This window comes from Marinoscillum pacificum (genome assembly GCF_024714495.1).
In the GTDB taxonomy this organism is placed as follows: Bacteria; Bacteroidota; Bacteroidia; order Cytophagales; family Cyclobacteriaceae; genus Marinoscillum; species Marinoscillum pacificum.
In genome coordinates, this window is sequence record NZ_JAMZMJ010000008.1 from 26,662 (window position 1) to 49,670 (window position 23,009).

At 38.6% G+C, this 23,009-nt stretch carries 16 protein-coding genes; 8 read left to right on the forward strand and 8 right to left on the reverse strand.

The window, feature by feature from the left end; all coding sequences use genetic code 11:
* Position 1: 1 nt before the first annotated feature.
* Genes NXS00_RS17410 through NXS00_RS17420 form a run of 3 tightly spaced genes read right to left on the reverse strand, consistent with a single transcriptional unit; the run spans position 2 to position 1,308 of the window.
* Entirely contained in the window at positions 2 to 409 is a 408-nt protein-coding gene (locus tag NXS00_RS17410) for a DUF2721 domain-containing protein (RefSeq protein ID WP_258100532.1), read from the reverse strand.
* A complete protein-coding gene (locus tag NXS00_RS17415) occupies positions 409 to 735 on the reverse strand; it encodes a nucleotide pyrophosphohydrolase (protein ID WP_258100533.1) in 327 nt (108 codons plus the stop codon). The genes NXS00_RS17410 and NXS00_RS17415 overlap by 1 nt, the downstream gene beginning before the upstream one ends.
* Positions 736 to 738: 3 nt before the next feature.
* Positions 739 to 1,308 carry a hypothetical protein gene (locus NXS00_RS17420; RefSeq protein WP_258100534.1) on the reverse strand — a complete coding sequence of 190 codons (570 nt, stop codon included), beginning with the start codon at positions 1,306 to 1,308 and terminating at the stop codon, positions 739 to 741.
* Between the two features lie 157 nt (positions 1,309 to 1,465).
* Here NXS00_RS17420 and NXS00_RS17425 point away from each other — a divergent pair, with 157 nt between their 5' ends.
* Complete coding sequence (locus NXS00_RS17425; RefSeq protein WP_258100535.1) at positions 1,466 to 1,996, forward strand: DUF2911 domain-containing protein; 531 nt, start codon at positions 1,466 to 1,468, stop codon at positions 1,994 to 1,996.
* A 29-nt stretch (positions 1,997 to 2,025) separates the two neighbouring features.
* Here the strand turns inward: NXS00_RS17425 and NXS00_RS17430 are convergent, their stop codons facing one another.
* Genes NXS00_RS17430 through NXS00_RS17440 form a run of 3 tightly spaced genes read right to left on the reverse strand, consistent with a single transcriptional unit; the run spans position 2,026 to position 7,267 of the window.
* On the reverse strand, positions 2,026 to 2,898 hold the full coding sequence (locus NXS00_RS17430; RefSeq protein WP_258100537.1) for a YicC/YloC family endoribonuclease: 873 nt from the start codon (positions 2,896 to 2,898) through the stop codon (positions 2,026 to 2,028).
* A gap of 8 nt (positions 2,899 to 2,906) precedes the next feature.
* Positions 2,907 to 6,227 carry a TolB-like translocation protein gene (locus tag NXS00_RS17435; RefSeq protein WP_258100538.1) on the reverse strand — a complete coding sequence of 1,107 codons (3,321 nt, stop codon included), beginning with the start codon at positions 6,225 to 6,227 and terminating at the stop codon, positions 2,907 to 2,909.
* Positions 6,224 to 7,267, reverse strand: coding sequence for an NAD(P)/FAD-dependent oxidoreductase (locus NXS00_RS17440; protein WP_258100539.1), 1,044 nt, complete (start codon positions 7,265 to 7,267; stop codon positions 6,224 to 6,226). Before NXS00_RS17440 ends, NXS00_RS17435 begins: the two co-directional genes overlap by 4 nt.
* Before the next feature lie 57 nt (positions 7,268 to 7,324).
* Here NXS00_RS17440 and NXS00_RS17445 point away from each other — a divergent pair, with 57 nt between their 5' ends.
* The 5 genes from NXS00_RS17445 to NXS00_RS17465 are packed head-to-tail and all read left to right on the forward strand — an operon-like array spanning position 7,325 to position 14,508.
* Positions 7,325 to 7,963 carry an MBL fold metallo-hydrolase gene (locus tag NXS00_RS17445; RefSeq protein ID WP_258100540.1) on the forward strand — a complete coding sequence of 213 codons (639 nt, stop codon included), beginning with the start codon at positions 7,325 to 7,327 and terminating at the stop codon, positions 7,961 to 7,963.
* Positions 7,960 to 8,634: a CDP-diacylglycerol--serine O-phosphatidyltransferase gene (gene pssA / locus NXS00_RS17450; protein WP_258100541.1), complete on the forward strand. Its 675-nt coding sequence runs from the start codon at positions 7,960 to 7,962 to the stop codon at positions 8,632 to 8,634. The genes NXS00_RS17445 and pssA overlap by 4 nt, the downstream gene beginning before the upstream one ends.
* A 39-nt stretch (positions 8,635 to 8,673) precedes the next feature.
* Complete coding sequence (gene porU / locus NXS00_RS17455) at positions 8,674 to 12,012, forward strand: type IX secretion system sortase PorU (protein ID WP_258100542.1); 3,339 nt, start codon at positions 8,674 to 8,676, stop codon at positions 12,010 to 12,012.
* A 29-nt stretch (positions 12,013 to 12,041) separates the two neighbouring features.
* Positions 12,042 to 13,262 carry a type IX secretion system outer membrane channel protein PorV gene (gene porV, locus NXS00_RS17460; protein ID WP_258100543.1) on the forward strand — a complete coding sequence of 407 codons (1,221 nt, stop codon included), beginning with the start codon at positions 12,042 to 12,044 and terminating at the stop codon, positions 13,260 to 13,262.
* Positions 13,240 to 14,508 carry a M16 family metallopeptidase gene (locus tag NXS00_RS17465; protein WP_258100544.1) on the forward strand — a complete coding sequence of 423 codons (1,269 nt, stop codon included), beginning with the start codon at positions 13,240 to 13,242 and terminating at the stop codon, positions 14,506 to 14,508. The genes porV and NXS00_RS17465 overlap by 23 nt, the downstream gene beginning before the upstream one ends.
* Here the strand turns inward: NXS00_RS17465 and NXS00_RS17470 are convergent.
* Both NXS00_RS17470 and hemA read right to left on the reverse strand, forming a co-directional pair.
* Positions 14,505 to 16,664, reverse strand: coding sequence for a WG repeat-containing protein (locus tag NXS00_RS17470; RefSeq protein ID WP_258100545.1), 2,160 nt, complete (start codon positions 16,662 to 16,664; stop codon positions 14,505 to 14,507). The genes NXS00_RS17465 and NXS00_RS17470 overlap by 4 nt on opposite strands.
* 32 nt (positions 16,665 to 16,696) lie before the next feature.
* Positions 16,697 to 17,959 carry a glutamyl-tRNA reductase gene (gene hemA / locus NXS00_RS17475; protein ID WP_258100546.1) on the reverse strand — a complete coding sequence of 421 codons (1,263 nt, stop codon included), beginning with the start codon at positions 17,957 to 17,959 and terminating at the stop codon, positions 16,697 to 16,699.
* 116 nt (positions 17,960 to 18,075) lie between these two features.
* On the opposite strand from hemA, the gene NXS00_RS17480 reads away from it, so the two are divergent.
* Together NXS00_RS17480 and NXS00_RS17485 are read left to right on the forward strand one after the other, a co-directional pair.
* A complete protein-coding gene (locus NXS00_RS17480; RefSeq protein WP_258100547.1) occupies positions 18,076 to 18,984 on the forward strand; it encodes a ComEA family DNA-binding protein in 909 nt (302 codons plus the stop codon).
* A gap of 10 nt (positions 18,985 to 18,994) precedes the next feature.
* Positions 18,995 to 22,987, forward strand: coding sequence for an AAA domain-containing protein (locus NXS00_RS17485; protein WP_258100548.1), 3,993 nt, complete (start codon positions 18,995 to 18,997; stop codon positions 22,985 to 22,987).
* Positions 22,988 to 23,009: the final 22 nt, after the last annotated feature.

Sequence of the window (23,009 nt, forward strand, 5' to 3'; positions counted from 1 at the left end):
TTTAAAATTTAAGTTTAGAGCCAAACTCCATGTCGCTCAGTTCTATTTCAAGCGCCTTGGTTGACAATTGTATTTCTCTGAGCGAAATAAACAAGCTTATCAATAATAACACCAGAGAAATTCCGAAAATATAACTACCCCATAGCCCAATTTGGAGATAGATAAAAAACATAGCCAAAACACACAGGAAAAGACTACCTACTCCCATGAACTGCATCGCTCTAATTAAGAACAATCTCAACCTTAGGTTTTTCAATTGACCTTCTAATACACTCTTTGGGTTTTCCAGGTACATTTTATGCAATTGCCTGATAATACTAGCAATTGCCAAAAACCTGTTGGTGTAAGCTAGCAAGAGTAGTGATATGGCAGGAAAAAGTAGAGCTGGTGTCGTAAGCGTAATCTCCATTAATGTAGCTTGTCATTGTTGTGATGGCGATCAGCATCTCGAATATTCTTCTTTTCGAAATTCTTCTGAAGTGCCTCCGTCAAATTTACGCCGGTCTGGTTGGCAAGACAAATCAATACCCAAAGAACATCGGCCATTTCATCCCCCAAGTCTCTGTTTTTATCAGATTCCTTAAATGATTGCTCACCATATGTTCTCGCCATGAGTCGAGCCAACTCACCTACTTCCTCGGTGAGGATCGTCATATTCGTAAGCTCATTAAAGTATCTTACCCCTACTGTATTAATCCACTCATCAACTTTCTTTTGAGCCTCTTCTATGGTCATAAATTATCGTTTCACGTTAGCATCCAAATTCTCATTAAGATGACGAATTTCAAACGCCTCCATATCCAATTTTGTTAAGAAAAACATCAGTCTTTCTTCTTCAGATGCTCGCAATGAATCTTTGTCAGGTTCGAACTCGCTAAAGTGCTCATGTGGAAAACGCTTACCTGGAGTATAGTGATATTCCCAAAACAATGCTTCATCTACATAGCCATCTGCACCGTAGTAATATTTGTACTCTGATGCGATATTATCATCCTTAGAAACCTGCACATGACCACTAAAAATCGGAACATGATTATCAAAATAGAAATAGTCATCTCTATCTACATGAGATGTATGAAGAACTCCTACCAACTTTAGCAATTTATCATCCATAAAATAGCCCCTGATTTTATAAATGGAATCTCCTATATGAAAATCATCTTCCATAATACTTACTCGATGATTGGCATCAATGTCCGAGACTCTGGCATTGATATGATCCACCAATGGACGCTTTTCTTTGCTGACCTCATTGGAGCAGGCATAAATCACCAAACAAAATAGAAATAGGTAAGTCAGTTTAGTCATTTTGGTTAGTTTTTGTTTACAATATAATGATTTCCTACTTGTAACTAAAGACAGTTTTTCACCACTTAATTTGGCCAAACAGCATTTACGAAACCATTCATATAATTCGAGCAACTTTAATGTGCATACATACGTGAACCTAGTAAAAAACATTGCTATGAATATAATTCACTCAACATTCAAAAATCTGTTGGCACTTTGTTTTATCGCAGTGCTCACTTTGAACATCAGCGCTCAGGACAAAAGCAACAGACCAAGTCCTCCAGCCCAAGCTACTGCAGCTATTAAAGGCATTGATGTCACCATCGATTACAGCCAACCAGCTGTCAAAGACCGAAAAATATGGGATGGTTTGGTCCCTTATGGAAAGGTATGGAGAACAGGCGCCAATGAAGCTACCTGGATAGAAGTATCAGAAGATGTAAAACTGAACAACAAGACGTTACCAAAAGGCAAGTATTCTATATTCACTATTCCTGGAGAAGAGGAATGGACACTTATTTTTAACGAAACCTGGAGTCAGTGGGGAGCTTATGAATATGACAGTGAAAAAGACGTATTGCGAATCACTGCAAAACCTACGAAAGCAGACAAGTTTTATGAAAGGTTCACGGTATTAATTGACAAGTCAGGAACAGCAAGTTTTAACTGGGAAAACATTTCTGTTCCATTCAAGATTTCTAAATAACAAAAAAGGGAGGCTGATGCCTCCCTTTTTTATATGATATTCATCGATTGTTCTTTGATCTTTTCGAGCTCGTCCTTCATACTTACAACAGCCCGCTGAATAACTGCATCATTGGCCTTAGCACCAATCGTATTAATTTCTCTACCTATTTCTTGAGAGATAAAGCCTAGTTTCTTTCCTTGTGATTCATCTGCATTCATCACCTCTTTGAAGTACTCCAGATGCCTTCCAAGCCTCACCTTTTCTTCTGTAATATCCAGCTTTTCGATATAGTAGATTAACTCCTGCTCAAATCTGTTTTGATCTACCTGAGTCTTCTCTTTTATATCTTCAATATTATTTGAAATACGCTCGCGGATCATTTTGATACGTTCTGGATCTCTTTGGGACACTTCCTCAAGACCATTGGCAATAGCTTCAATATATGAAAGCAAATTGCTTTGCAAGGTTTCCCCTTCAGATGCTCTAAAGGTATTACACTTGTCTAATGCTTCTGATAACGCTTGCTGAACAAGCTCCCAATCTTCAAATGCAGAGGAATCATCCGCTACAATCACATCAGGAGAATGAAGTGCTAATCGAAATAGATCCTTAGCATTTGCATTAACTTCTGTTGCCAGAGCCTCATATTGCCTATAGTACGACTTAAAAAGCTCCTTATTAATATGAATATTAGGCTCCTCCAATCCCAGAGGCGTAATTTCTACTACAAGATTTACTTTACCCCTTTTCAGCACATTGGTGACCATGCTTTTGATCTCCAACTCTCTCTCTAATATTTCTCTGGGAAGTTTCGCACTTAAGTCTAAAAATTTACTGTTTAGTGTTTTTACCTCTACCTTAATTTTATACTTCTTTGATTCAGTCTCAGCTGAACCAAAGCCTGTCATTGATTGTAGCATGCGCAAATTTAGAAATCTAATCCGAGAGTCAAGTACACGCGGGTATCTCCTACTTGATAATCACGAACTGGTTTAGCAATATCCAATTTCAAATAATAGCCTAAAAGTACTGTTCTAACTCCCATACCGTAACTGGAAAGCCACGGGTTTTGGAAATTCGAAAGCTCAGCTGTAAAGTTGGATGTCTGATACTTTTTAGTGAATGAACTATTTTCCCTCGTAAATGGAGGTTTTCCAGTCCATGCGGTTCCTATGTCATAAAAACCGATTACCTGGAAATTTCTTAAAAAGGCTGAAGAAATGGGACCATTAGAAAAATATCTAAATATTGGCAGTCGCAGCTCTGCGTTGAATACGAGTGCATCTGTACCGTAAATTTGATTGTAATCAAATCCTCTTAAGTTCGTAACGAACTCGGTGAAAAGCAGATTTGAATTATCTATACCATTAGAAACTTTCAAAGGATCTTCTTGCCCCTGGTCTTCAAAACTCTGGAATACCCAGTTTTGCATTCCTCCTACGAGGTAGTTTTGTGAATTTGGCCCCATGGAACGCCCATAAAACAAACGCCCTGCCAATGTCAGCTCTCTGTGAAGTCGTTGATAATGCCTTAAATCAATCTTTAGCTTACTAAAGTTTTTAGAAGGGTCAGTAACACCAAGATATTGTTCAATTTCTATTATCCCTCTTGTTCCCTGGTAACTATTAAAGCCTTTTTCTATGGTATTATCCAATACCATTGCTCCCCTTACACCTCCATATTGGACCTCACTATCTGGAGCAAAGTCAATAGTTGGGTTGATGTTTCTTACTGCCTCCCAATGTAAATTTCTAAAAGTGGTGTTCACATAAAAAGGTGACACCTCAAATCGGAAAACATTTGTAAGTGGTAAAGCCGCAGCAAACTCGATACGATTTAAGGTATATTTTTGAATAACCTCATCCTCCAATCTTGATCTCAAAAAAGGTGTACTCGGATCTATCAGATAGGAATTCCTCTCAAACCTCACATGAAAATCCATCCAGTACTTTAGGTACTGATACTCTCCATAAATATTAGCCGTCTTCAAATCCGTATTTGCTAAAACTCCACCATTCAATCGGTGATTTTCCAGCATATCATTAATCTCAGTTTCAAGTAAGAAGCTGAACCCGCGAATAGGATCAATTGCAAAAGACGTGATCAAATTGTTAAAGCTAAACCTGGGTTCATATGCCCTTGGGCCAATAATGGTAGACTCCTTCTCTAACTTTCTATAATTCGCAAAGAAAGACTCAGGTTTGAATTGTGGCCGTTCTTGTTGTCTTGCTGATGGTGCTCTTTCATCTTCAAATACATAATTATCAGTATCAATGAAATCCTCATCTATTTCTTCAGTCACAGGTATCTCAGTGACTATATTCTCTACGTCCGATGAATCAGGCTCATCTTCATCGAAGATAAACGAATCAGGAAGTAATAGAGAATCAGAATTTTCGAGTACATCCGCTACTGGCTGGACCTTATCCGGTATTGCCTTCTTAGATTCTCCGTTCTTAGTGATATTACGATTGGCTAAAAACTTTGCCTGAAACAGCCGCTGACGTGCCGTCTGTGGCGTAAACATCCGGGACTCCAAATTATACTCTGAAGTATAAACTCTTGGTCTTCCATCTCTAAGCATCATATAACTCAGCCGATCAGGACTAAAAGAAATGTCATAATCCTGAATACCGTATTGGAAATTTGAAAGCTGCACGAAGGTGCTATCAAGCAAATTATACTTATACAAATTGGTAATTCCCTTTTGGTCACTTAAATAAAAGATCTCGTTTTTATTCTTAACAAAAGGTTTGGTATCCACACTGTAGGTATTGGTCAACCTGCTAAACTTAGTGGTTGTAGTATCTAAATTATACAAGAACAGATTGTACCTATCTGGAACATCTTCCAGTTGAATTTTAGCTACATCAATAGAATCGTTTACTCGGTTGGAGCTAAAAATGATCGTCGAAGTGCCAGGAATGAATACAGGGTCAATATCATCGTACAAATCATCTGTAATTCGCTTGATGGCATTGCGTCGCATCGAAATAAGATATAAGTCATTTTGACCTCCTACATCGCCACTAATAACAGCTAGCTTTCCATTGTCATTAAAAGAGAAGCTCTCCACCTGTCTAAATCTACTCAAAGGTTTTTGAAGCTTCTTTTTGGTCTCAATATTGTAGCTATTCAGATACAGATATCCTCTCTTGTAAAGAAGCACACCTACTGTTTCATTATCCTGCCAATCAATTAGAGGCAAATGATAGTCCACTTCTTGAGAGTTCATCAGATACCCTCCATTAGCTATTGTGATTTCTTTGCCTGATTCCACATCAAGTACATTGACCTTGTATTTCCCGTTTTTATGATAGGTGTAGGCCAGCTTAGTACCATCCGCATTTGCCCTTACATGATTTAGAACGATCTCATCACTGTTGTATCCAGCAACTTCATTGTCAATGTTTGGGAGTTTATAGTTCTCTTGAATTTCTTGTTTTTGAAACAAGTAGAAATTTTGCCAATCGGCTAAAAACTGCTTGAAGGTGATTCCCAATGTGTTAGAAATACTTGTTTCTTCGTTTCGAATGATTCGGGTAAGATTGAGAACATTTGAAATATTGCTATTCCCATATTGCAGCGCGATATAATTCCAAATAGACTGACCAATGATTGCCGCTTCTTCATTTTGAATCTTTACGAGCTTATTGACTTTTTTATCGCCTAGATAATCACGAACGTAATCATCCATTTCACTAGACCACCCATATGCTAAATATCTGGCGGCACCTTCGATGAACCACTCAGGAAGAGAGAGCAAATATGAATTTTGGAAAATCTCAGCCAGACTTCCACCAAACATCATGTCATCAATCAGCATCTCTGACATATGATACATGATATCCTTCTTGAACTGATCGGACTTCCCTGGATAAGCTAATTCTATTTGAAGTTTAACAAAATCAGTCTTACCTCCTATGGTAAATACATCTCCTCCGATCCCAATATTACTTTGCTGTAACTCCTGGGTTGAATTGTAAATAAAGATTTTTGTCTTTGTGTAAGGCGCGTATCCAAGTATATCGGTTAGGTCTACAAATTCATCTTCCAGGTATTGAAGTGCCTCCTTAGCGTACTCTTGTCCTCCAGGATAGTAATAAACTTCAAAGTTGTTGGTGGAATAGTAATACCAATCAAAGCGTTTATATTGAATGCGATTATGACCAAACTGGGTATGGTAGTACTGTGCAAATGCACTTGTACTGCCTAAAATCACAATTATAGCAATTAAAAGTTTCCTCATAGTTTCACTCTCGTAACATCCACCTCTGGCATAAGCTCGCCTCCCTGTAAAAGGTAATTTACGTATTGGCCAGCAAAATATGGAACCAAAGACACTCCTTTTGTTCCAAATCCATTAAAAATGCTTACTTCTGGATGCTCTGGGTGTTTCCCAATAAATGGTCTTCTATCATAAGTAGCTGGCCGTATACCTGCAGTCACATTAATGATATCATATTTCCCCTGATACAACTTACTTAACCGATCTTCAAGGTTTTTGATTCCTTTTTCTGAAGGAACGTAACTTAAATGGTTATGTTCATAGGTAGAACCCACACTATGCCGTCCATTTTTCGGAAGAATAAAAACACCTCTATTGATCACCTTATCAACTGGCAATGAGGCATCAATGTTCAAAACCTCACCTTTTACCAGTTTGAACGGCAAATGATTCCAATACGGGTTATCAACCACCATTGGCCCATCGCAGAAAACGATATTTTCCGCTTCATACTCCTTGTACTTAACGCCGTTATCAACTTCCATTTGTTGATGATCAAACACTTCATTGCTGTAACACCCCTTATTGATCAGCTCCTGTCGAATGGCCAAAATCATATCTGGCAAATTCACATAGCCGCAATAATTCAATTCTAAACCTCCAAAATCATCCACAACCCCATCTACGCCAATGCTCCCACCATGGATTTCTTTTATATATGGTTGGTAAGCAAGTTCATCACATTTAGCAGCCCAATCATTTTGCTCTTCATGACCATAAAATGGCCGATAAATAGTCATCGGATACAAAAACCGTGCGTCTAGCTCATTTTCTAATTGCCCATAATAAGCTTCTAATCCTGGAAATAAGGAATCGGCCAACCATGTTTTCACCATCTTGCGTCCAGTAATTGGGTTGTAAAGACCTCCTGCTTTGTTTGAAGAGGTATTCTCTGTTTCATGGTTGATCACCATCACCTTTTGGCCTCCACGAATCAACTCTACTGCCAACAAACTACCAGCAATACCCTGGCCAACAATCAAATAATTTACTTTTTCCAATGCCTTGACTTATTTTCCACAAATTTGCAACGAAATATAGGATTAGAATATTCAACTATGAAGTTAAAATCTCTAGTGTTTAACCCATTTTATGAAAACACATACATCTTATGGGATGACACCAAAGAAGCTATAATCGTTGACCCAGGGTGTTATGAGTCATATGAAATAGATGAATTAAAGCGTTTCATACACTCTCAAGACTTGAAAGTAAAAGCAATTGTGAATACACATTGCCACATTGACCATGTACTAGGCAATTATGTCACTAAAACATATTACAAGTGTCCACTTTGGATTCCCAAAGGTGAGGCAGACAGTTATCGTGCTGTAACAGCTTATGCTCCTCAGTGGGGAATAACAGGATTCACGTATGAAGAGCCAGACTTGTTGTTGGAAGATGATGCGGTGATAGAATTTGGAAATACAAAACTTCAGAGCATCTATTGCCCTGGTCACTCTCCAGGTCATTTGGTATTTCACAATGAAGCTGAAAAAATCATCATTGGTGGTGACGTATTGTTTAGAGAAAGCATTGGACGTACGGACTTGCCAGGTGGTGATCACAGCCAACTTTTGGACAACATCAAAAACAAGCTGTATACATTAGAAGAGGAGATTGAAGTATTCCCAGGTCATGGTCCAAGCACCACTATTGGTCATGAGAAACACAATAATCCGTTCGTGAGAGCATGAAAAAGCACATCCCCAACACTCTAACATGCCTGAACTTAATTACAGGAGGTATCGGCGCTATTTTCATCATTCGCGCCGATTATGATTTGGCTATCTATTTCGTGCTGGTATCAGCATTATTTGACTTCTTTGATGGGTTTGCCGCTCGCATGTTAAAAGTACAATCTATAATTGGGAAAGAGTTGGACTCGTTGGCAGATATGGTTTCCTTTGGTCTGGTACCTGCATTGTACATGTTCAGAGTATTAGAAGGTCAAACCAACATCGAAAACCTACCTTATTATGGGTTATTGATTGCCGCATTTTCTGCTGTAAGGTTGGCAAAATTCAATGTAGACGATCGACAGTCTGATCAATTTATCGGGTTGCCTACACCTGCAAATACGATCATGATTGCCTCATTGAGCTTTTTACCTGCCAACTGGGAAATCACATTGATTGCAACCATCGTTATCATCACAGTTTCCAGTTTTTTACTTGTAGCAAATGTCCCCATGATTGCTTTAAAGTTTAAATCGTTCGGTTGGAAAGGAAATGAACTTCGTTTCATACTAATTGTATCTATCGTTATTTTAGGGATTATATTTGGGATTAATGCACTCCCATTCATTATTCCGGTTTACATACTGCTTTCGTTGATTGGGAATTTTATCTCCAAAAAGGTCGTTTAGGTTACAAAATAATTAATCACGGTTTCCGTTTTCATGAGTATGCGATGGCTATTATCACCAACTTTACTACTGATAGCATGTCTGTCTTATGGGCAAAGTGTGCTCTCTAATGGCAGTTGGATCAAAATCGGAACCACTACTGAAGGCATTTACAAACTGGACCAATCCTTTATACGAGAACTTGGAGTCCCAGCCTCGGTTGATCCAGCAACTATTAAAGTTTATAATCATGGCTTTCGTGGAATGCTTCCTCAGGCCAATTCAGTTGATCGGCCATTTGATCCGATTGAAATCCCAATTGCTGGATACGGAACCTCAGACGGAAGTTTAGATCAAAACGACTACTTCTTATTCTACAGTCAAGGACCTGATAAATTACTACTGGACAGTCTAGGTCAAGTCAACTATGAACACAACCTGTATTCTGATACCCTTTATTTTCTTTTGACCTATGATGGGGAACCGGGTAAAAGAATTACCAACGCTACTGCCAGAACCAGCGCAGCGGAAAGTAGAGATACCTACCAAAAATTGATCAGACATGAAATAGATGAGTACAATCAATTACAATCTGGTCGAATCTGGGTAAGTATGGGAGTTACTAATAGCAATCCCCTCATGAACTTCAACTACGATGTTGCGAACAATACTGGTCGATTGAATATTTGGACATCATTTTCTGCAGAATCGCTAAGCCCATGTTTTTTTGATATTGAGGTAAATGGGAACCTAATAGGGCAAGTTGAAATTGACTCAGTAACTGGAGCCACTTATAGCCAAAAGCAGAAGTACAGCAAAGACTTCTTCAGTTCGACTATAAATGGAAGTTCATTAGATCTTAAACTCAGGTATAATTCACCTGCGTCTAACTCGATCGGTTTCCTCGACTATTTCATTTTGGGGTTGGAATCAACATTTGCTGATAAGCAAAACATTATTCATTCATCTCCAGGAAAACAATACAACTGGACAATAGGTGACAACAATGAAGTGTGGGATGTCACTAATTTAAATGATATCACAAGGCTTCCTGTGAGCAATGGAGTTGTCACAAACTCTAGTGATGAATATGTGTTAGCCGTTTTCAAGGGTTCTGATTTTCCTACTCCTGTAAACTTCGGAAGTATCTCAAACCAGAACATTAAAGGTCTGGCATCATCAGAAGCAATAATTGTAACTCATCCAAAGTTTCTAAGCCAAGCAAGAAAATTAGCAGCTTTTCACGAGTCTTATGACGGGATGTCTGTTGGTCTCGTTACTACGTATCAGGTTTACAATGAGTTCAATTCTGGAGGTCAAGACATATCGGCCATTCGTGATTTCTTCAAATACTGTTACGATCAAGGAGGAAACTTAAAATATGTACTTCTATTTGGCGATGCGTCATATGACTACAAATACATTCTCCCAAACAATACCAACTACGTTCCAATATATGAATCAAGAGAGTCTGCACACAACATCTTTAGTCACTCATCAGATGATTACTATGGTTTTATGGAAGACGATGAAGGTGAATGGAGTGAGGGAAAGCTAAGAAACAACACAGTTTTCTTTGAAGAGCCTTATCAAGACCACACTTTAGAAATAGGAGTCGGCCGTCTTCCTGCCAAAACCCAGGAGGAAGCAGATAACATGGTAGCCAAAATCATTAGATACAAAACTGCTCAGCAGGCGCTTGGCAAATGGCGCCAACAAATAGCCTATCTCGTGGATGATGGTGATCGCAACGAGCATATTCGTCAAGCAGAGAGCTTTTCAAGCATCATTGACAAAGATTACTCTCAATACAGCATTAAGAAACTGTATTTGGACAGGTACAATCAAGATGTAGAACCAGGTCCAGATTCTCCTGTTTCCAGTGACGTTATCAATACTATTAAGGACGGTGTCTTAATGTTTAATTACATCGGTCATGGGAATTATCTCCAACTCACACACAGAACGGAATTAGCAATAGATCTCAATATCATTAGAGGACTAAGTAATCGACACAAGCTCCCTTTATTTGTGACAGCTACTTGTGAGTTTGGCCAATATGACAACCCGATAAGAGACTCAGGAGCTGAATTATTACTAAGCAGTGCCAACGGAGGAGCTATTGCATTAATAACCACAACAAGACCTGTTTATGCTCATACCAATGAGCCAGTAAACATTGCTATTCATGAAAATCTGTTTAGAAAAGTTGATGGAGCATACCCTAGACTGGGAGACGTGATCAGACATGCAAAAAACGAAAGTCTTAGCGGACCAATCAATAGAAATTTCGCATTACTGGGTGATCCAATGCTCCGCTTGAATTATCCTGAACATGACATTATTCTTGATCAATTCCAATCTGAACAAGATACCTTAAGTGCTTTAGAAGTATTCACTCTTTCTGGAAAGGTACAAGATGGAGATATACTGGTAGAAGATTTTACCGGAACTGCCACAGTAACTATCTGGGATATTCCACAAAGCAAAACAACTCTTGGAGATGAAAGCGATCCATATACTTTTGAGGAGCAAACAAATGCACTTTATAGAGGTGAATTTTCAGTGGTTAACGGCACATTCAATGCCGAAATAATCTTACCAAAAAACATCTCCTATAAATATCAACAGGGTAAAATAACGATCTACGCTTCAAATCAAGTAGGATTTACAGATGCTTCTTACTCCTCCAGAAATTTTGTATTGGGGGGAACAACAAGTCAGTTAGTTAATGATCAAACACCTCCAGAAATATCGCTATACCTGAACGAACCATCTTTCAAATCTGGTCATACAGTGGGTGCAAATAGCCTATTTATTGCTGAACTGAGCGATCAAAATGGAATCAATATTTCGAATAATGGCTTTGGTGATGGTATTACTTTACAATTGAATAATGACGAGCCGATACCTCTAAACGAATTCTACACTGCAGAATTAGATACTTATAAAAAAGGTCATGTGGTTTTCCCACTTCAAAACTTAAGTCCAGGAAAATACACAGCTAAATTAAAAGTTTCTGACACATACAATAATTTCAGTGAGAAGACAGTTGAGTTTTATGTATCAGATCAACCTACTCTGAAACTCTTCAATGCGATGAACTACCCTAACCCGGTGAGCTCAGATGGTCTCACTACTTTCAGCTTTGAGCATGACAGAGAAGACGAACAACTGGAAATTAATCTTATGCTATACAACCTACATGGTCAAATGGTGAATCAATTGGATTATACTGTTGACAGTAGTTCTCGCAAAATTGATTATTTAACCATGCGCATGTCTAATTTTCAGGGCAGCGGTCTGGATAAAGGAATATACTTATACAGGCTAAAAGTAACTAGTACACTGGATGATGCTACCAATGAAATAGTTAAACGTCTAGTAATCATTAATTAACTATCTTTGCCACCTTAAATTTTTGCTCGATGAATTTACATCTTAAGAAGTCATTTTGGTTTCTAGCATTTGTTGCTCCGTTTTTTGCTAATGCGCAATCAAACGCACCTATACTTTCAGGTCAGGATACATCTCGTAACCCGATCACAGTAGCTGTGCCTTTCGTTGGATTTGCTCCAGATAGTAGAGGCGCTGCAATGGGTGATGCCGGCGTAGCTAGTTCACCAGATGCATACAGTGTTCACTGGAACAATGCCAAATTAGCTTTCATTGAAGATGACCTTGGTTTCTCTTTCTCCTATTCACCATGGCTAGGAAACATAGTTGATGACATGTCTCTGAACTACCTAACGTTCTACAAGAAGATAGACCGAGTACAGACCATTGGTGCAACTATTCGTTATTTTGATTTAGGAGAAATTCAGCTTACAGATGCGAACGCAGAACCTCTAGGTTTAGAGAATCCAAGAGAAGCAGCATTTGATGCAACATACTCACGAAAACTTTCAGAAAACATCGGTATAGGTGGTACTATCAGATATATCTGGTCAAATCTTTCCGGAAACATCACAGGTGCTCCAGACGCAAAAGCAGGTACTTCTGTAGCTATCGACTTAGGATTCTACTACAACAAAGAGTTGGTATTCAATGGCAAAAATGCAGAGTTATCATTCGGCGCACACCTGTCTAACTTCGGACAAAAAATAACCTATAGTAATGATTCTAATGAGGACTTCATCCCGACTAATTTGAGGTTAGGATCAGGATTTAAGACAAACATAGATCCATACAACAGCATCACACTTTTGGTTGACTTCAATAAACTTTTGGTTCCAACTCCTCCTTTTTATCAATTGGATGACGATGGCCAAATACAGTACGATGCTAATGGTGAGCCGATTATCCTCAAAGGTAAAGACCCTAACAGACCATTGTTAAGTGGTGCATTTGGTTCTTTCACTGATGCTCCAAACGGATTCTCAGAGGAAATGCAAGAAATCATGATCTCTACAGGCCTTGAATATAAGTACAGAGACGTGTTTGCGGTAAGAGCAGGTTATTTCCATGAGAGCAAAAACAAAGGTGATAGAAAATACTTTACTGCTGGTCTTGGCTTTAAATATCAGGTATTTGAGATTGATTTTTCTTATTTAGTACCAAGAGATCAGAATCATCCACTTGGAGACACCTTAAGACTATCTTTTGTGTTTAGCTTTGACACTAAAGATGAAGACCCAACTGATGGATAGAACTCAGGCGCCTGCTGCTGTTGAAATAGACAGACCCAATTTACCTACTGTAGAAAAAGTAAAACTTAACAATGAACTGGAGGCCTATGTACTCAATCAAGGCAAACAGGACGTTGTATTACTTGAATTAATTATTCCTGTAGGTAGATATCAGGAACCTTCTTCTGGGTTGGCCTATTATCTTTTCAAAATGCTAACAGAAGGTACTACCAAGTATACTTCTGAAGAAATAGCATCAAAGTTTGACTTCTTCGGAAGCCATTTGGAGATCACTCCTACGCTAGATCATGTAAGCATCAAGCTTTACACACTCAGTAGGTTTTTTGAAGAAGTTCTGGATCTTTTTTGTCACTTGCTTGCCGACAGCAATTTTCCTGAACATGAATTTAATATTCTCAAGCAGATTCGTGTTCAGCAAATCAAGCAGCAAGAAGCTAAGAACAACGTTTTCGCTAGTCTAAAGTTTAGAGAAGCACTTTACGGAGCAGATCACCCATATGGGAGAAAAGTAAGTATTGAACAAGCTAAGGAGGTTTCTATTCAGGATGTCATTGCATTTCAAAATGCAGCACTATCCAAACCTACCATATTCTTAACAGGAAGAATTACAGATAAAGAGCTTTCTATACTTACTAATAAGCTAAGCACCATCAATTTCTCTGACTCTGTGCAAAGCGAATCCTATGTCATTAATCCTGTTGGTTCTGAGAGAATAAAAAAGGATGGTAGTACGCAGGCGAGCATTAGGTTAGGCAAACTCATTATCAACAGAAAGAACCCTGATATTCACAACTTCAAAATCACCAATGAAATTCTAGGTGGATATTTCGGATCTCGATTGATGAAGAATATTCGTGAAGAAAAAGGACTGACATATGGCATTCATTCCAGCATCCTTCATCTACAGCAATCTTCATACTGGTCTATTGGCTCGGAAGTATTGTTAGACAAAGTAGATCTGGCACTAGAAGAAATTCATAAGGAGATAAAAACGCTTCAAACTGAACCTGTATCAGATCAAGAGCTTAATATGGTGACCAACTATATGAAAGGAAAGTTCTTAACCTCCTTTGACTCACCATTTAGTTCACATAACATGATCAAATCCCTGGTTTTGGACGGATTGGAGACAAGCTACTACTTCAGCTATTTTGATGCAATTCAAAGCATCAATGCAGACACCATACTACAGGTGGCTAACAAATACTTTGATAAGGACTCCTTGACAACTGTTATCGTTGGTTAATTAGCTTTTTGAAGTATCAGGTATTCTCCTTTTATTTTCACTTCACTATACTCAAATGGAAGTTTAGTGTATCCTTGATAGTCCATGACCCCTTTGAGACCATTCTTAGATGCTATGATCAATTCTTGGTTCGTATCAATGATAGTATCATAATTAGGCCTAATGATAAAACGCCCATTGATATCACATAGTCCAGACTTTTGATCCCAGTCTTCTATCTTGTAGTTCCCTGTAGATAATCGTTCAATATTCTTCCAGATGACCTCAACTATCTCTTTACCAGCAGGAGTGATTATTCCGTAGTTATCTTCACTTTGAATAATCGCCAAATCATTTACAAAAGTACTAGAATAGCGATAGAAGGGCTGAATTTTCAATACCTCAGCCTTATCAATAAATCCCCACTTACCTAATAACTGAACAGGAGCCAGTCCTTCACTGTATGGCTGAGCGGCATCATACCGATTGGCAATTCGGAGCTTTCCATTTACATCAATAAAACCATGTTTTCCGTCTTTCAATACATGGAAATAGCCTTCTGAAAAGCCAAACACATCTTGTATTTCATCATCTGGTGTTACAATCACCCGACCTGAAGAATGAATTAACGTGGCATACGCACTATCAAGAAGCACATAGTATTCTCCCAACACATTGATGTCCTTGTATATTGGATGCACGTAGTGACCGCTTGATGTGATTGCACCATAACGATCACCGTCGACCAGTTCCAGGAATTCTTTTGGCCTTGTCTCGAATGGCACCCCCTGTATTACCTCTCCTTGTTCGTTAATAACGTAGGTAGCCATTCCTTTTTGTCCAACATAGAATCGATCATAACAATATATACTGTCATATTCTGCCAAGACCAGCCAATCACCATTAAAATTACTTACTCCCCAGGCACCGTAATTTTTGGCTAAAAAATGATTGGAGCTAAACGTTTTTTCAACTTTGTCGAAAGTATAATTCAGCATTACATTACCTCTAAAATCAAGCCATCCCCAGTAATCATTTTTCTTTACTGGTACATTTCTGTTAGATGCATAGGATACAGACTGAAACGGTCTTTCATTGATCTTCCTCCCAAACATATTGTATACATCCCAGTCACCTTTAGACTCGGTATAGAAATAGAGACTATCCACAGCTACTGAGTCAAACCCAAAAGCGACTTCTCGTCCATCGGTTTTATAGATTCCCCACTGCTGGGTCTTATTATTCTTGGTTACCAGGAATCCATTTCGGATAGACTTAAGAGAATTATTTTGATCATTGAACAATAAGTCACTAGCTGCAAGGATGTGCTCAGCGTTATTCACATGAGCAATTAGGATATCATGATGAGGTTCTAAACTGATGGAATCGCATCTGATTTCCATCACAGCTTCTTTCAAAGCAATATTGGTCAGGTTGGTTACTTGCCATGTTGGAAATGCAATAGTTTCATTTCCATTAATAGACTTATACTCTAGGGGCAATACCCAGTCTCCCTCGCTATTAAGTTTGCCATAATAACCTTCTTTACGAACTAAATACCCATCATCAACCTTAGAAAACTCATCTACCCAATCTTCAATCAGTAAAGAGCCATCCTTTTTGAATACCTGACGAGTAAGCCCCTTGCTACCGGCAACAATAAAATTGCCAACTACCTTAACATTTTCATGAATTGGAGCGATCAACTCCTTTTCGTTATTGACTAATCCGAAAAATATATCTCCATTAGAATAAACAGACACTTTATAAATTCCGGCAAAGACTTCATCAATTGTGAAATAGTTAAATCCAATGATTACATCTCCTTTCTCGTCAATTAACCCTCGCTTGACCACATTAGAATATGGTGTTACTTTTCCAGCCTCAATAAGGTACTCATTGAATGGTTCCAGAATTCTAAAGCCAGCGTCACCCACCTTATTTGATCGTATATTGATTAATCCCCAATTTCCATTTTCGTAAAAACCAATGGTTTTGTTGATAATCTCTGAAGTGCCATTGGACCAACCCAGCCTTTCGTAAATAGCAGGAACGACTACTTTTCCTTCAGCGTCCTCTACACCTTGTAAACCATCTAGAGTATAGATTTTGAGATCACCAGCAAAGGAGGATGTGGAAAGAATAAAAAATAGGTAGCATGAAACGATTATGCGCATGCTCAAATATAAATCGGGAAATTTCAAGAAGTCTAGTTAGACGATTGAGATTTTTCTTCTTCTAGATTAAACAGGTCATTTAGCACACCAACAAGCGTTTCAGCCTCACCACGCTTACAAGCAGCTTTCAGCTGTAGCACAGGCAATTTGATCACTTTTTGGATCATACCTTTTGTTGCCTTTTCTAGAAACTTCGCTTCTTTATCGCTCAATTTACCTACGTAACGAGCCATTTCTTGCTGACGAATATCCTCTAATGCCTGCTTTAATTTTTTAATCGTTGGAGACACTTCCATCTCCTGAGACCAGTTATTGAATTCATTTAGGCTCTCTGTTACGATTTGTTCTACCTGAGGTATTACTTGCCTTCTTTTTTCCAGAGCCTCAGAAGCTTTCTGCTGTAACTGATCTACATTATAAAGAATTACACCTGATACAGACTCTACAGCATCTTCAATACTTCTAGGAACAGATAAGTCCACCAGCATTTTTGGGTGATGATTTCCTTCCAGCATTGAAGCGGTAATGATTGGACTTGGAGCCTGAACTGCACTAATGATGACATGTGCATCACTTACAACATGATCCAGATTATCCAATGAGTCTACTTCAAACCCAAACTCTTCAGCAAGCTTTTCAGCTTTTTCATGAGTTCGGTTAATCAATGTAACTTGAGCATTAACGCTCTTCAAGTTCTCTACGACATTCTCACCGATTTCTCCAAGACCTACCACAGCGACTTTCGGATTAGTGTAGGTAGCAATAAATTTCTCTACCACATTTACCGCTGAAGATGCTACTGATGCATTTCCATCTCTGAAAGTAGTTTCCTGCACCATTCGCTTATTGGTGTAGAAAATAGTGTGAAGTAATCTGTGCAAGAATGGACCAGCCATCTGCTCATCTGCAGACCACTGATAAGCTTTTTTCACTTGATTAGTGATTTGAATATCTCCGAGAACCATTGACTCCAAACCAAGTGAAACATTGAAGAGGTGGCGAGTAGCCTGCTCCTGATTCATTTGAATGAAATAAGAAGCTGATGGATTTGATGTACTTACACCATGGAAAACATCCACAAATGAGGCAAGTCTCTCCGAGACTTCATCAGAAGCCACAAAGTAGATCTCAGTGCGATTGCAAGTAGATAAGAGTAGTGCTTCTTCCAACCCAAGCACTTCTTTAGCTTGCACAAGAAATTGCTTCGTTTGATTTTCATCAAAGGCAATTGCCTCTCGCACATCCAAAGGAGTGTTCTTGTAAGAAATACCTATCGCTCTAAAGTTGCTATACATCTACTTAAGACCTTACTCTTCAAAATTTATAGTTTGCAAAAATAATAACGTAAGATTTAAGAACCGAATGACATTTATCATAAAATCTATTTATTTTGGTTCTAAATAGCGGTTTCATGCTAAGACTCATTCGCCAGTGGATTATTGATACACTTGGATTTACCAGATCAGAGGCAAATGGCACTCTCATCTTAATCCTAATTCTACTCTTGACTGTGATTATTCCCAGACTATTCCTATTGTTTACCAATAATTTAGACAAAAGGTTCACTGCTGATCAAGATAAATTAGATCAATGGGCTAAACAGATCGAAGAATCACTAGTAAAAAAAGAAAAAGCGCCTTCCATTTCAGAAAAGAAGGAATTTGAGCGATTTAAGTTTAATCCAAACCAGGCCAGCAAAGAAGATTTACAGCGACTAGGGTTCACCTCAAAATCAGCCCACAACATCACATCTTATCGAACTAAGGGTGGAAATTTTGAAATCAAAAAAGACCTGAGAAAAATCTACGACATTAATCAGGAATTAATCACTTCCCTTTGGAGCTACATTGATTTGCCTGAAGAAAGGGCAGTCACTGAAACCGACAAACCATCGTTTGAACGCCCTGTAGAAGCCATCAAGAAGTTTGATTTAAATCAGGCAGACGCACAAAAATTACAATCAATTCGTGGAATAGGTCCAGTTTTATCTGAAAGAATAGTAAAATTCAGAGATCGGCTAGGCGGATTTCATACTACCGAACAACTACGTGACGTTTACGGTTTAGATAGTTTGGTCATAGAAAAACTAGTAGATCAATCCTATATAGAAGCCAACAATCTTGTCAAAATAAACTTGAATACTGATTCATTGAAACACCTCTACCAGCATCCATATATAGATTACAACTTAGCGAAGGCCATTTATAACTACCGTGTTCAAAGAGGTCAACTAGATTCTGTTGCTCAGATTAAATCCATAAAGATTCTGAATGACAGCATTTATAAAAAAATATATCCCTATCTTTCGTTGAATCCGTGAAGGACTTCTTATGGAGAAAATACTGAAGACTTATTTACGTAGGTTAACCAATCTCTCCGGAAATAATCGATCTCTCTTATTACTACGACTTATATCTGATCAATTTCTGGATTTGCATGACCTTGACTTTTCAGCTGGGCATCCTAGTTTTCATCTCATAGAGCAATTGATTGCTAAAAAGGATAAAATCAAACTTTGTGATGAATTTGATGCTCGTGATACGACTGTCAATGCGAACAGCCAGAAACTTCGTAAAATATCAAGAATCGAGAACTTCATATTTCAAGAAAGAGGAGCTAAAGACTTATACGTTGGATGGCCGTTCGTTAGAGGCAAGTTCAGTGACGGCACGCTAGTAAGGTGCCCATTAATATTCTTCCCGGTTTCATTAACCAGGGAAAAACAAGCATGGTATCTCGAGCAGCGCAAAGATGTCAACATCACTTTAAATAAAACATTCCTTTTAGGGTATGCTCATTACAATGACACACAGCTGGATGAAGAATTGATAGAAGCTGTACTGAATGACCTGGACTCTGACAGCACGGTTTTCCGAACACAGCTTTATGAAATATTGAAAGAGAGCAATCTGGAGCTCAATTTCAACCAGCAAAACTTCATGGATAAGCTGCAGGTCTTTAGCAACTATAAAAAAGCGCAATACGATTCATTAGAAAAAAGTGGAGTCATCAAACTTCACCCAGAAGCCGTATTGGGTATTTTCCCTCAGGCTGGATCTTACTTAATGCCAGATTACATGAAATTGCTTGGAGACAACTCCATTAAGGACATTTCTGAATTCTTCAGTGCAAGAGTAAAAGATGATCCAGAGGAGAATCAAAATATTCGCTTTTCTGATCAGGTAAAAGAAGAAACCACATTCACACCATTCGACATGGATGCTTCACAAGAGCATGCATTGAAACTGGTAAAAAAAGGCAATTCACTAACCGTACAAGGGCCTCCTGGTACCGGAAAATCTCAATTGATATGCAATCTGATAAGTGATTACATCGCTAGAGGGAAAAACGTATTACTCGTATGCCAAAAGAGAGCTGCTCTGGATGTGGTTTACCAACGCCTGCAAAAACAGGAACTCCACGACTTTATAGGGTTGGTGCATGATTTCAAGAATGACCGCAAGAGCATTTTTGAGCAAATTGCACGTCAGGTAGATAGCCTGGATGATTACAGGCAAAAAAACAATGGTTTTGATGCCATTCAGCTCGAACGTAGTTTCATACAGGCAAGTAGAAAAATTGATCAGATAGTTGAAGAATTAGAAGAATTCAAGAAAGCACTTTTTGATGAAGAAGAATGCGGTAAATCAATTAAGGAACTCTACCTAACATCCAATCCGGATCAGCCTTCTATATCATTGAACCAGGAATATCGTCAGTATACTTATGATGTAGTCCCTGAATTCTTAAAAAGCCTCTCCCAATACTTAGACTACCATCGTCGATTCACTCAAAAAGAATCCTTTTGGAATGAGGGACCTTCATTTGCTGATTTTACGACTCAGGATCTCATCAAGATCAAAGATATTGTCAATGAGCTCGAAGGTTTCAATTCTACACTAAAAGAGGAATCAAAATCATTTAGTGCTTCTCCTTTAGATTTTGAGAGTTGCCTACATTTCCTGACACACATTGAAGACCTGGGTCAGCTAAAGTCCAACCTGGATAACGATCTGGTATATCAATATTACCAGCACATGATAGATAATGATCCAAAGGAGGATCAACAGTGGCTTTCCACCATGGAACGCACTTTGCTTCAATGCTTTAAAGGTCCAGGAGCGGAAATTTCATTAAAATCAGAAGAGCTAGGTAGATTTCAGGAATCTCTGGAACACGCCATTAAAGCTAGGAAAGGGCTGTTTAGCTGGATCAGATGGAGACTTTTTTCTGCTGACAAAATCTTTGTCACCAGAGTTCTGGTCTCGAATGAACTTAAAGGCAATAAGGAAGGACTTGAAATCTTGATGAATAAGATTGACAATCGCCTCAACTATGAGCACATTGTCTCTCAAATAGAAGCTACCAATTGGCTCAAAGACTTCCCAAAGACATACAGAAAGATTGATATACAAAATTGGTTCTTTTATCAAAAGTTAGCCCTGAAGTGCATTCTACTAACCAAATCTATTAGGACTTTAAATGATATTCTCCCAGCTAAAAACTTTGACCGCCACGATTATGTAGCACATTTAGGAAAACTGATCACCTTCCTGGAGAAAATACCCACACAAATGCAGTTGTGGAGTAGATATATTTCTGAAAAACAGGTCAGAAGCATTTTGCTGGGTAAGGTGGAACAGGAAAAAGTATCGAAAGAACTCACCGAGCAATTTGACGCATTAGTTGAATATCATAAAATTGATTTAGCCTTTAGCTCAGAACAGCGAAAAATCATTTCCACGCTGCTGGAAGAAGAATCTAGTAATGAAGCAATCATTAAGAAATTCGAAAACAGTCTCGCTTTAGCGTGGATTGATCATATTGAAATAAAATACCCGAGTTTAAGATCCGTCTCTTCGTTTAGGCTGGATCATTTAACTCAGGAGTTGCAAGAAGCTATTAATGAAAAAAAGAATGTAAGTCAGGAAATATTACTACTGAAATCAAGAGAGCGCACCTATGAAAACCTGGAATACAATCGACTCAACAACCTGGTCACTTATAAGGATCTCTACCATCAGGTAACGAAAAGGAGAAAGATATGGCCTATTAGAAGAGTGGTCTCACAATTTCACGAGGAGATTTTCTCATTACTTCCATGCTGGCTAGCATCTCCAGAATCGGCTTCAGCTATATTTCCTATGGAGGAAATCTTCGATCTGGTCATCTTTGATGAGGCATCACAGTGCTTTGCTGAAAGAGGAATTCCAGCTATGTACAGAGGAAAACAAGTAGTCATAGCAGGTGATGACAAACAGCTACAGCCTAATGACCTGTACCGGGTGAGGTGGGAAGATGATGATGACGAAACTCCAGAATTGGAAGTAGACTCTCTACTATCTTTAGCAAAACAGTACTTGATAGAAAGTAGTCTTCGAGGGCACTACCGAAGTAAGTCACTGGAGTTGATCGAGTTTTCTAATGTGAACTTCTACAAAGGACAGCTCAAGCTGCTTCCAGAATACCATCAAGCAACCGCTAGCAAGCCAGCGATAGAATATTTAAAAACTGATGGTGTCTGGCAGAATAACAGCAACCTCAAGGAGGCCTCTCTTGTAATTGACTTAATAGAGACCATTCAAAATAAAACACCGGAAAAAACCATAGGCATTGTTACATTCAATGTCACACAGCAGGCAACTATTCTTGATTTACTGGATGAGAAAATGGACGTCGGTAAATTGACTGTTCCCGACTCACTCTTTGTAAAAAACATCGAAAATGTACAGGGAGATGAACGTGACATCATCATTTTCAGTACAGCTTATGCTCCTGATGCAGATGGAAAAATGCAACTACGATTCGGTAGTCTAAATCAGGCGGGAGGGGAAAACAGATTGAATGTAGCTATCACTAGAGCTAAAGAAAGAATATACATCGTCACGAGTCTGCTTCCTCATCAGCTGGATACAGAAAACACAGCCAATGATGGCCCTAAACTCCTCAAAGCCTATTTGCAATATGCTAAGTCTGTGAGTGATGGCAACTGGCAACCAAATAGCCTGGAAAATCAATCCAGAAGTAGAGACTGGTATTTAAGAAACCTATTAGAAAGAGATTATGGAGATGTTACTGTGAAGAAGACGCTGCCATTCTCAGATCTCACTATTAACAAGAATCAGCAACCTAAGGGGCTTATCTTAACAGACGATGATCTTTTCTTTGATACACTTTCGGCTAAAGAAGCTCATAGCTATAGGCAATCTCATTTCATGGAAATGAATTGGCCATACACACAATTCTACACTAGAGAATATTGGCTAAATAGAGACCAGGCAAATGAAAAGCTCGAAAAGTTTATTCATAGAGTCTCGGATTGATATGCTGATTTTACTAGATTAG

Coding starts and splice junctions, on each gene's coding strand:
- NXS00_RS17470 (WP_258100545.1), bottom strand. CDS start 16,664: ATGCGCATAATCGTTTCATGCTACCTATTTTTTATTCTTTCCACATCC.
- NXS00_RS17480 (WP_258100547.1), top strand. CDS start 18,076: ATGCTAAGACTCATTCGCCAGTGGATTATTGATACACTTGGATTTACC.
- hemA (WP_258100546.1), bottom strand. CDS start 17,959: ATGTATAGCAACTTTAGAGCGATAGGTATTTCTTACAAGAACACTCCT.
- NXS00_RS17465 (WP_258100544.1), top strand. CDS start 13,240: ATGAAGACCCAACTGATGGATAGAACTCAGGCGCCTGCTGCTGTTGAA.
- pssA (WP_258100541.1), top strand. CDS start 7,960: ATGAAAAAGCACATCCCCAACACTCTAACATGCCTGAACTTAATTACA.
- NXS00_RS17435 (WP_258100538.1), bottom strand. CDS start 6,227: ATGAGGAAACTTTTAATTGCTATAATTGTGATTTTAGGCAGTACAAGT.
- NXS00_RS17445 (WP_258100540.1), top strand. CDS start 7,325: ATGAAGTTAAAATCTCTAGTGTTTAACCCATTTTATGAAAACACATAC.
- porU (WP_258100542.1), top strand. CDS start 8,674: ATGCGATGGCTATTATCACCAACTTTACTACTGATAGCATGTCTGTCT.
- NXS00_RS17430 (WP_258100537.1), bottom strand. CDS start 2,898: ATGCTACAATCAATGACAGGCTTTGGTTCAGCTGAGACTGAATCAAAG.
- porV (WP_258100543.1), top strand. CDS start 12,042: ATGAATTTACATCTTAAGAAGTCATTTTGGTTTCTAGCATTTGTTGCT.
- NXS00_RS17485 (WP_258100548.1), top strand. CDS start 18,995: ATGGAGAAAATACTGAAGACTTATTTACGTAGGTTAACCAATCTCTCC.
- NXS00_RS17420 (WP_258100534.1), bottom strand. CDS start 1,308: ATGACTAAACTGACTTACCTATTTCTATTTTGTTTGGTGATTTATGCC.
- NXS00_RS17410 (WP_258100532.1), bottom strand. CDS start 409: ATGGAGATTACGCTTACGACACCAGCTCTACTTTTTCCTGCCATATCA.
- NXS00_RS17415 (WP_258100533.1), bottom strand. CDS start 735: ATGACCATAGAAGAGGCTCAAAAGAAAGTTGATGAGTGGATTAATACA.
- NXS00_RS17425 (WP_258100535.1), top strand. CDS start 1,466: ATGAATATAATTCACTCAACATTCAAAAATCTGTTGGCACTTTGTTTT.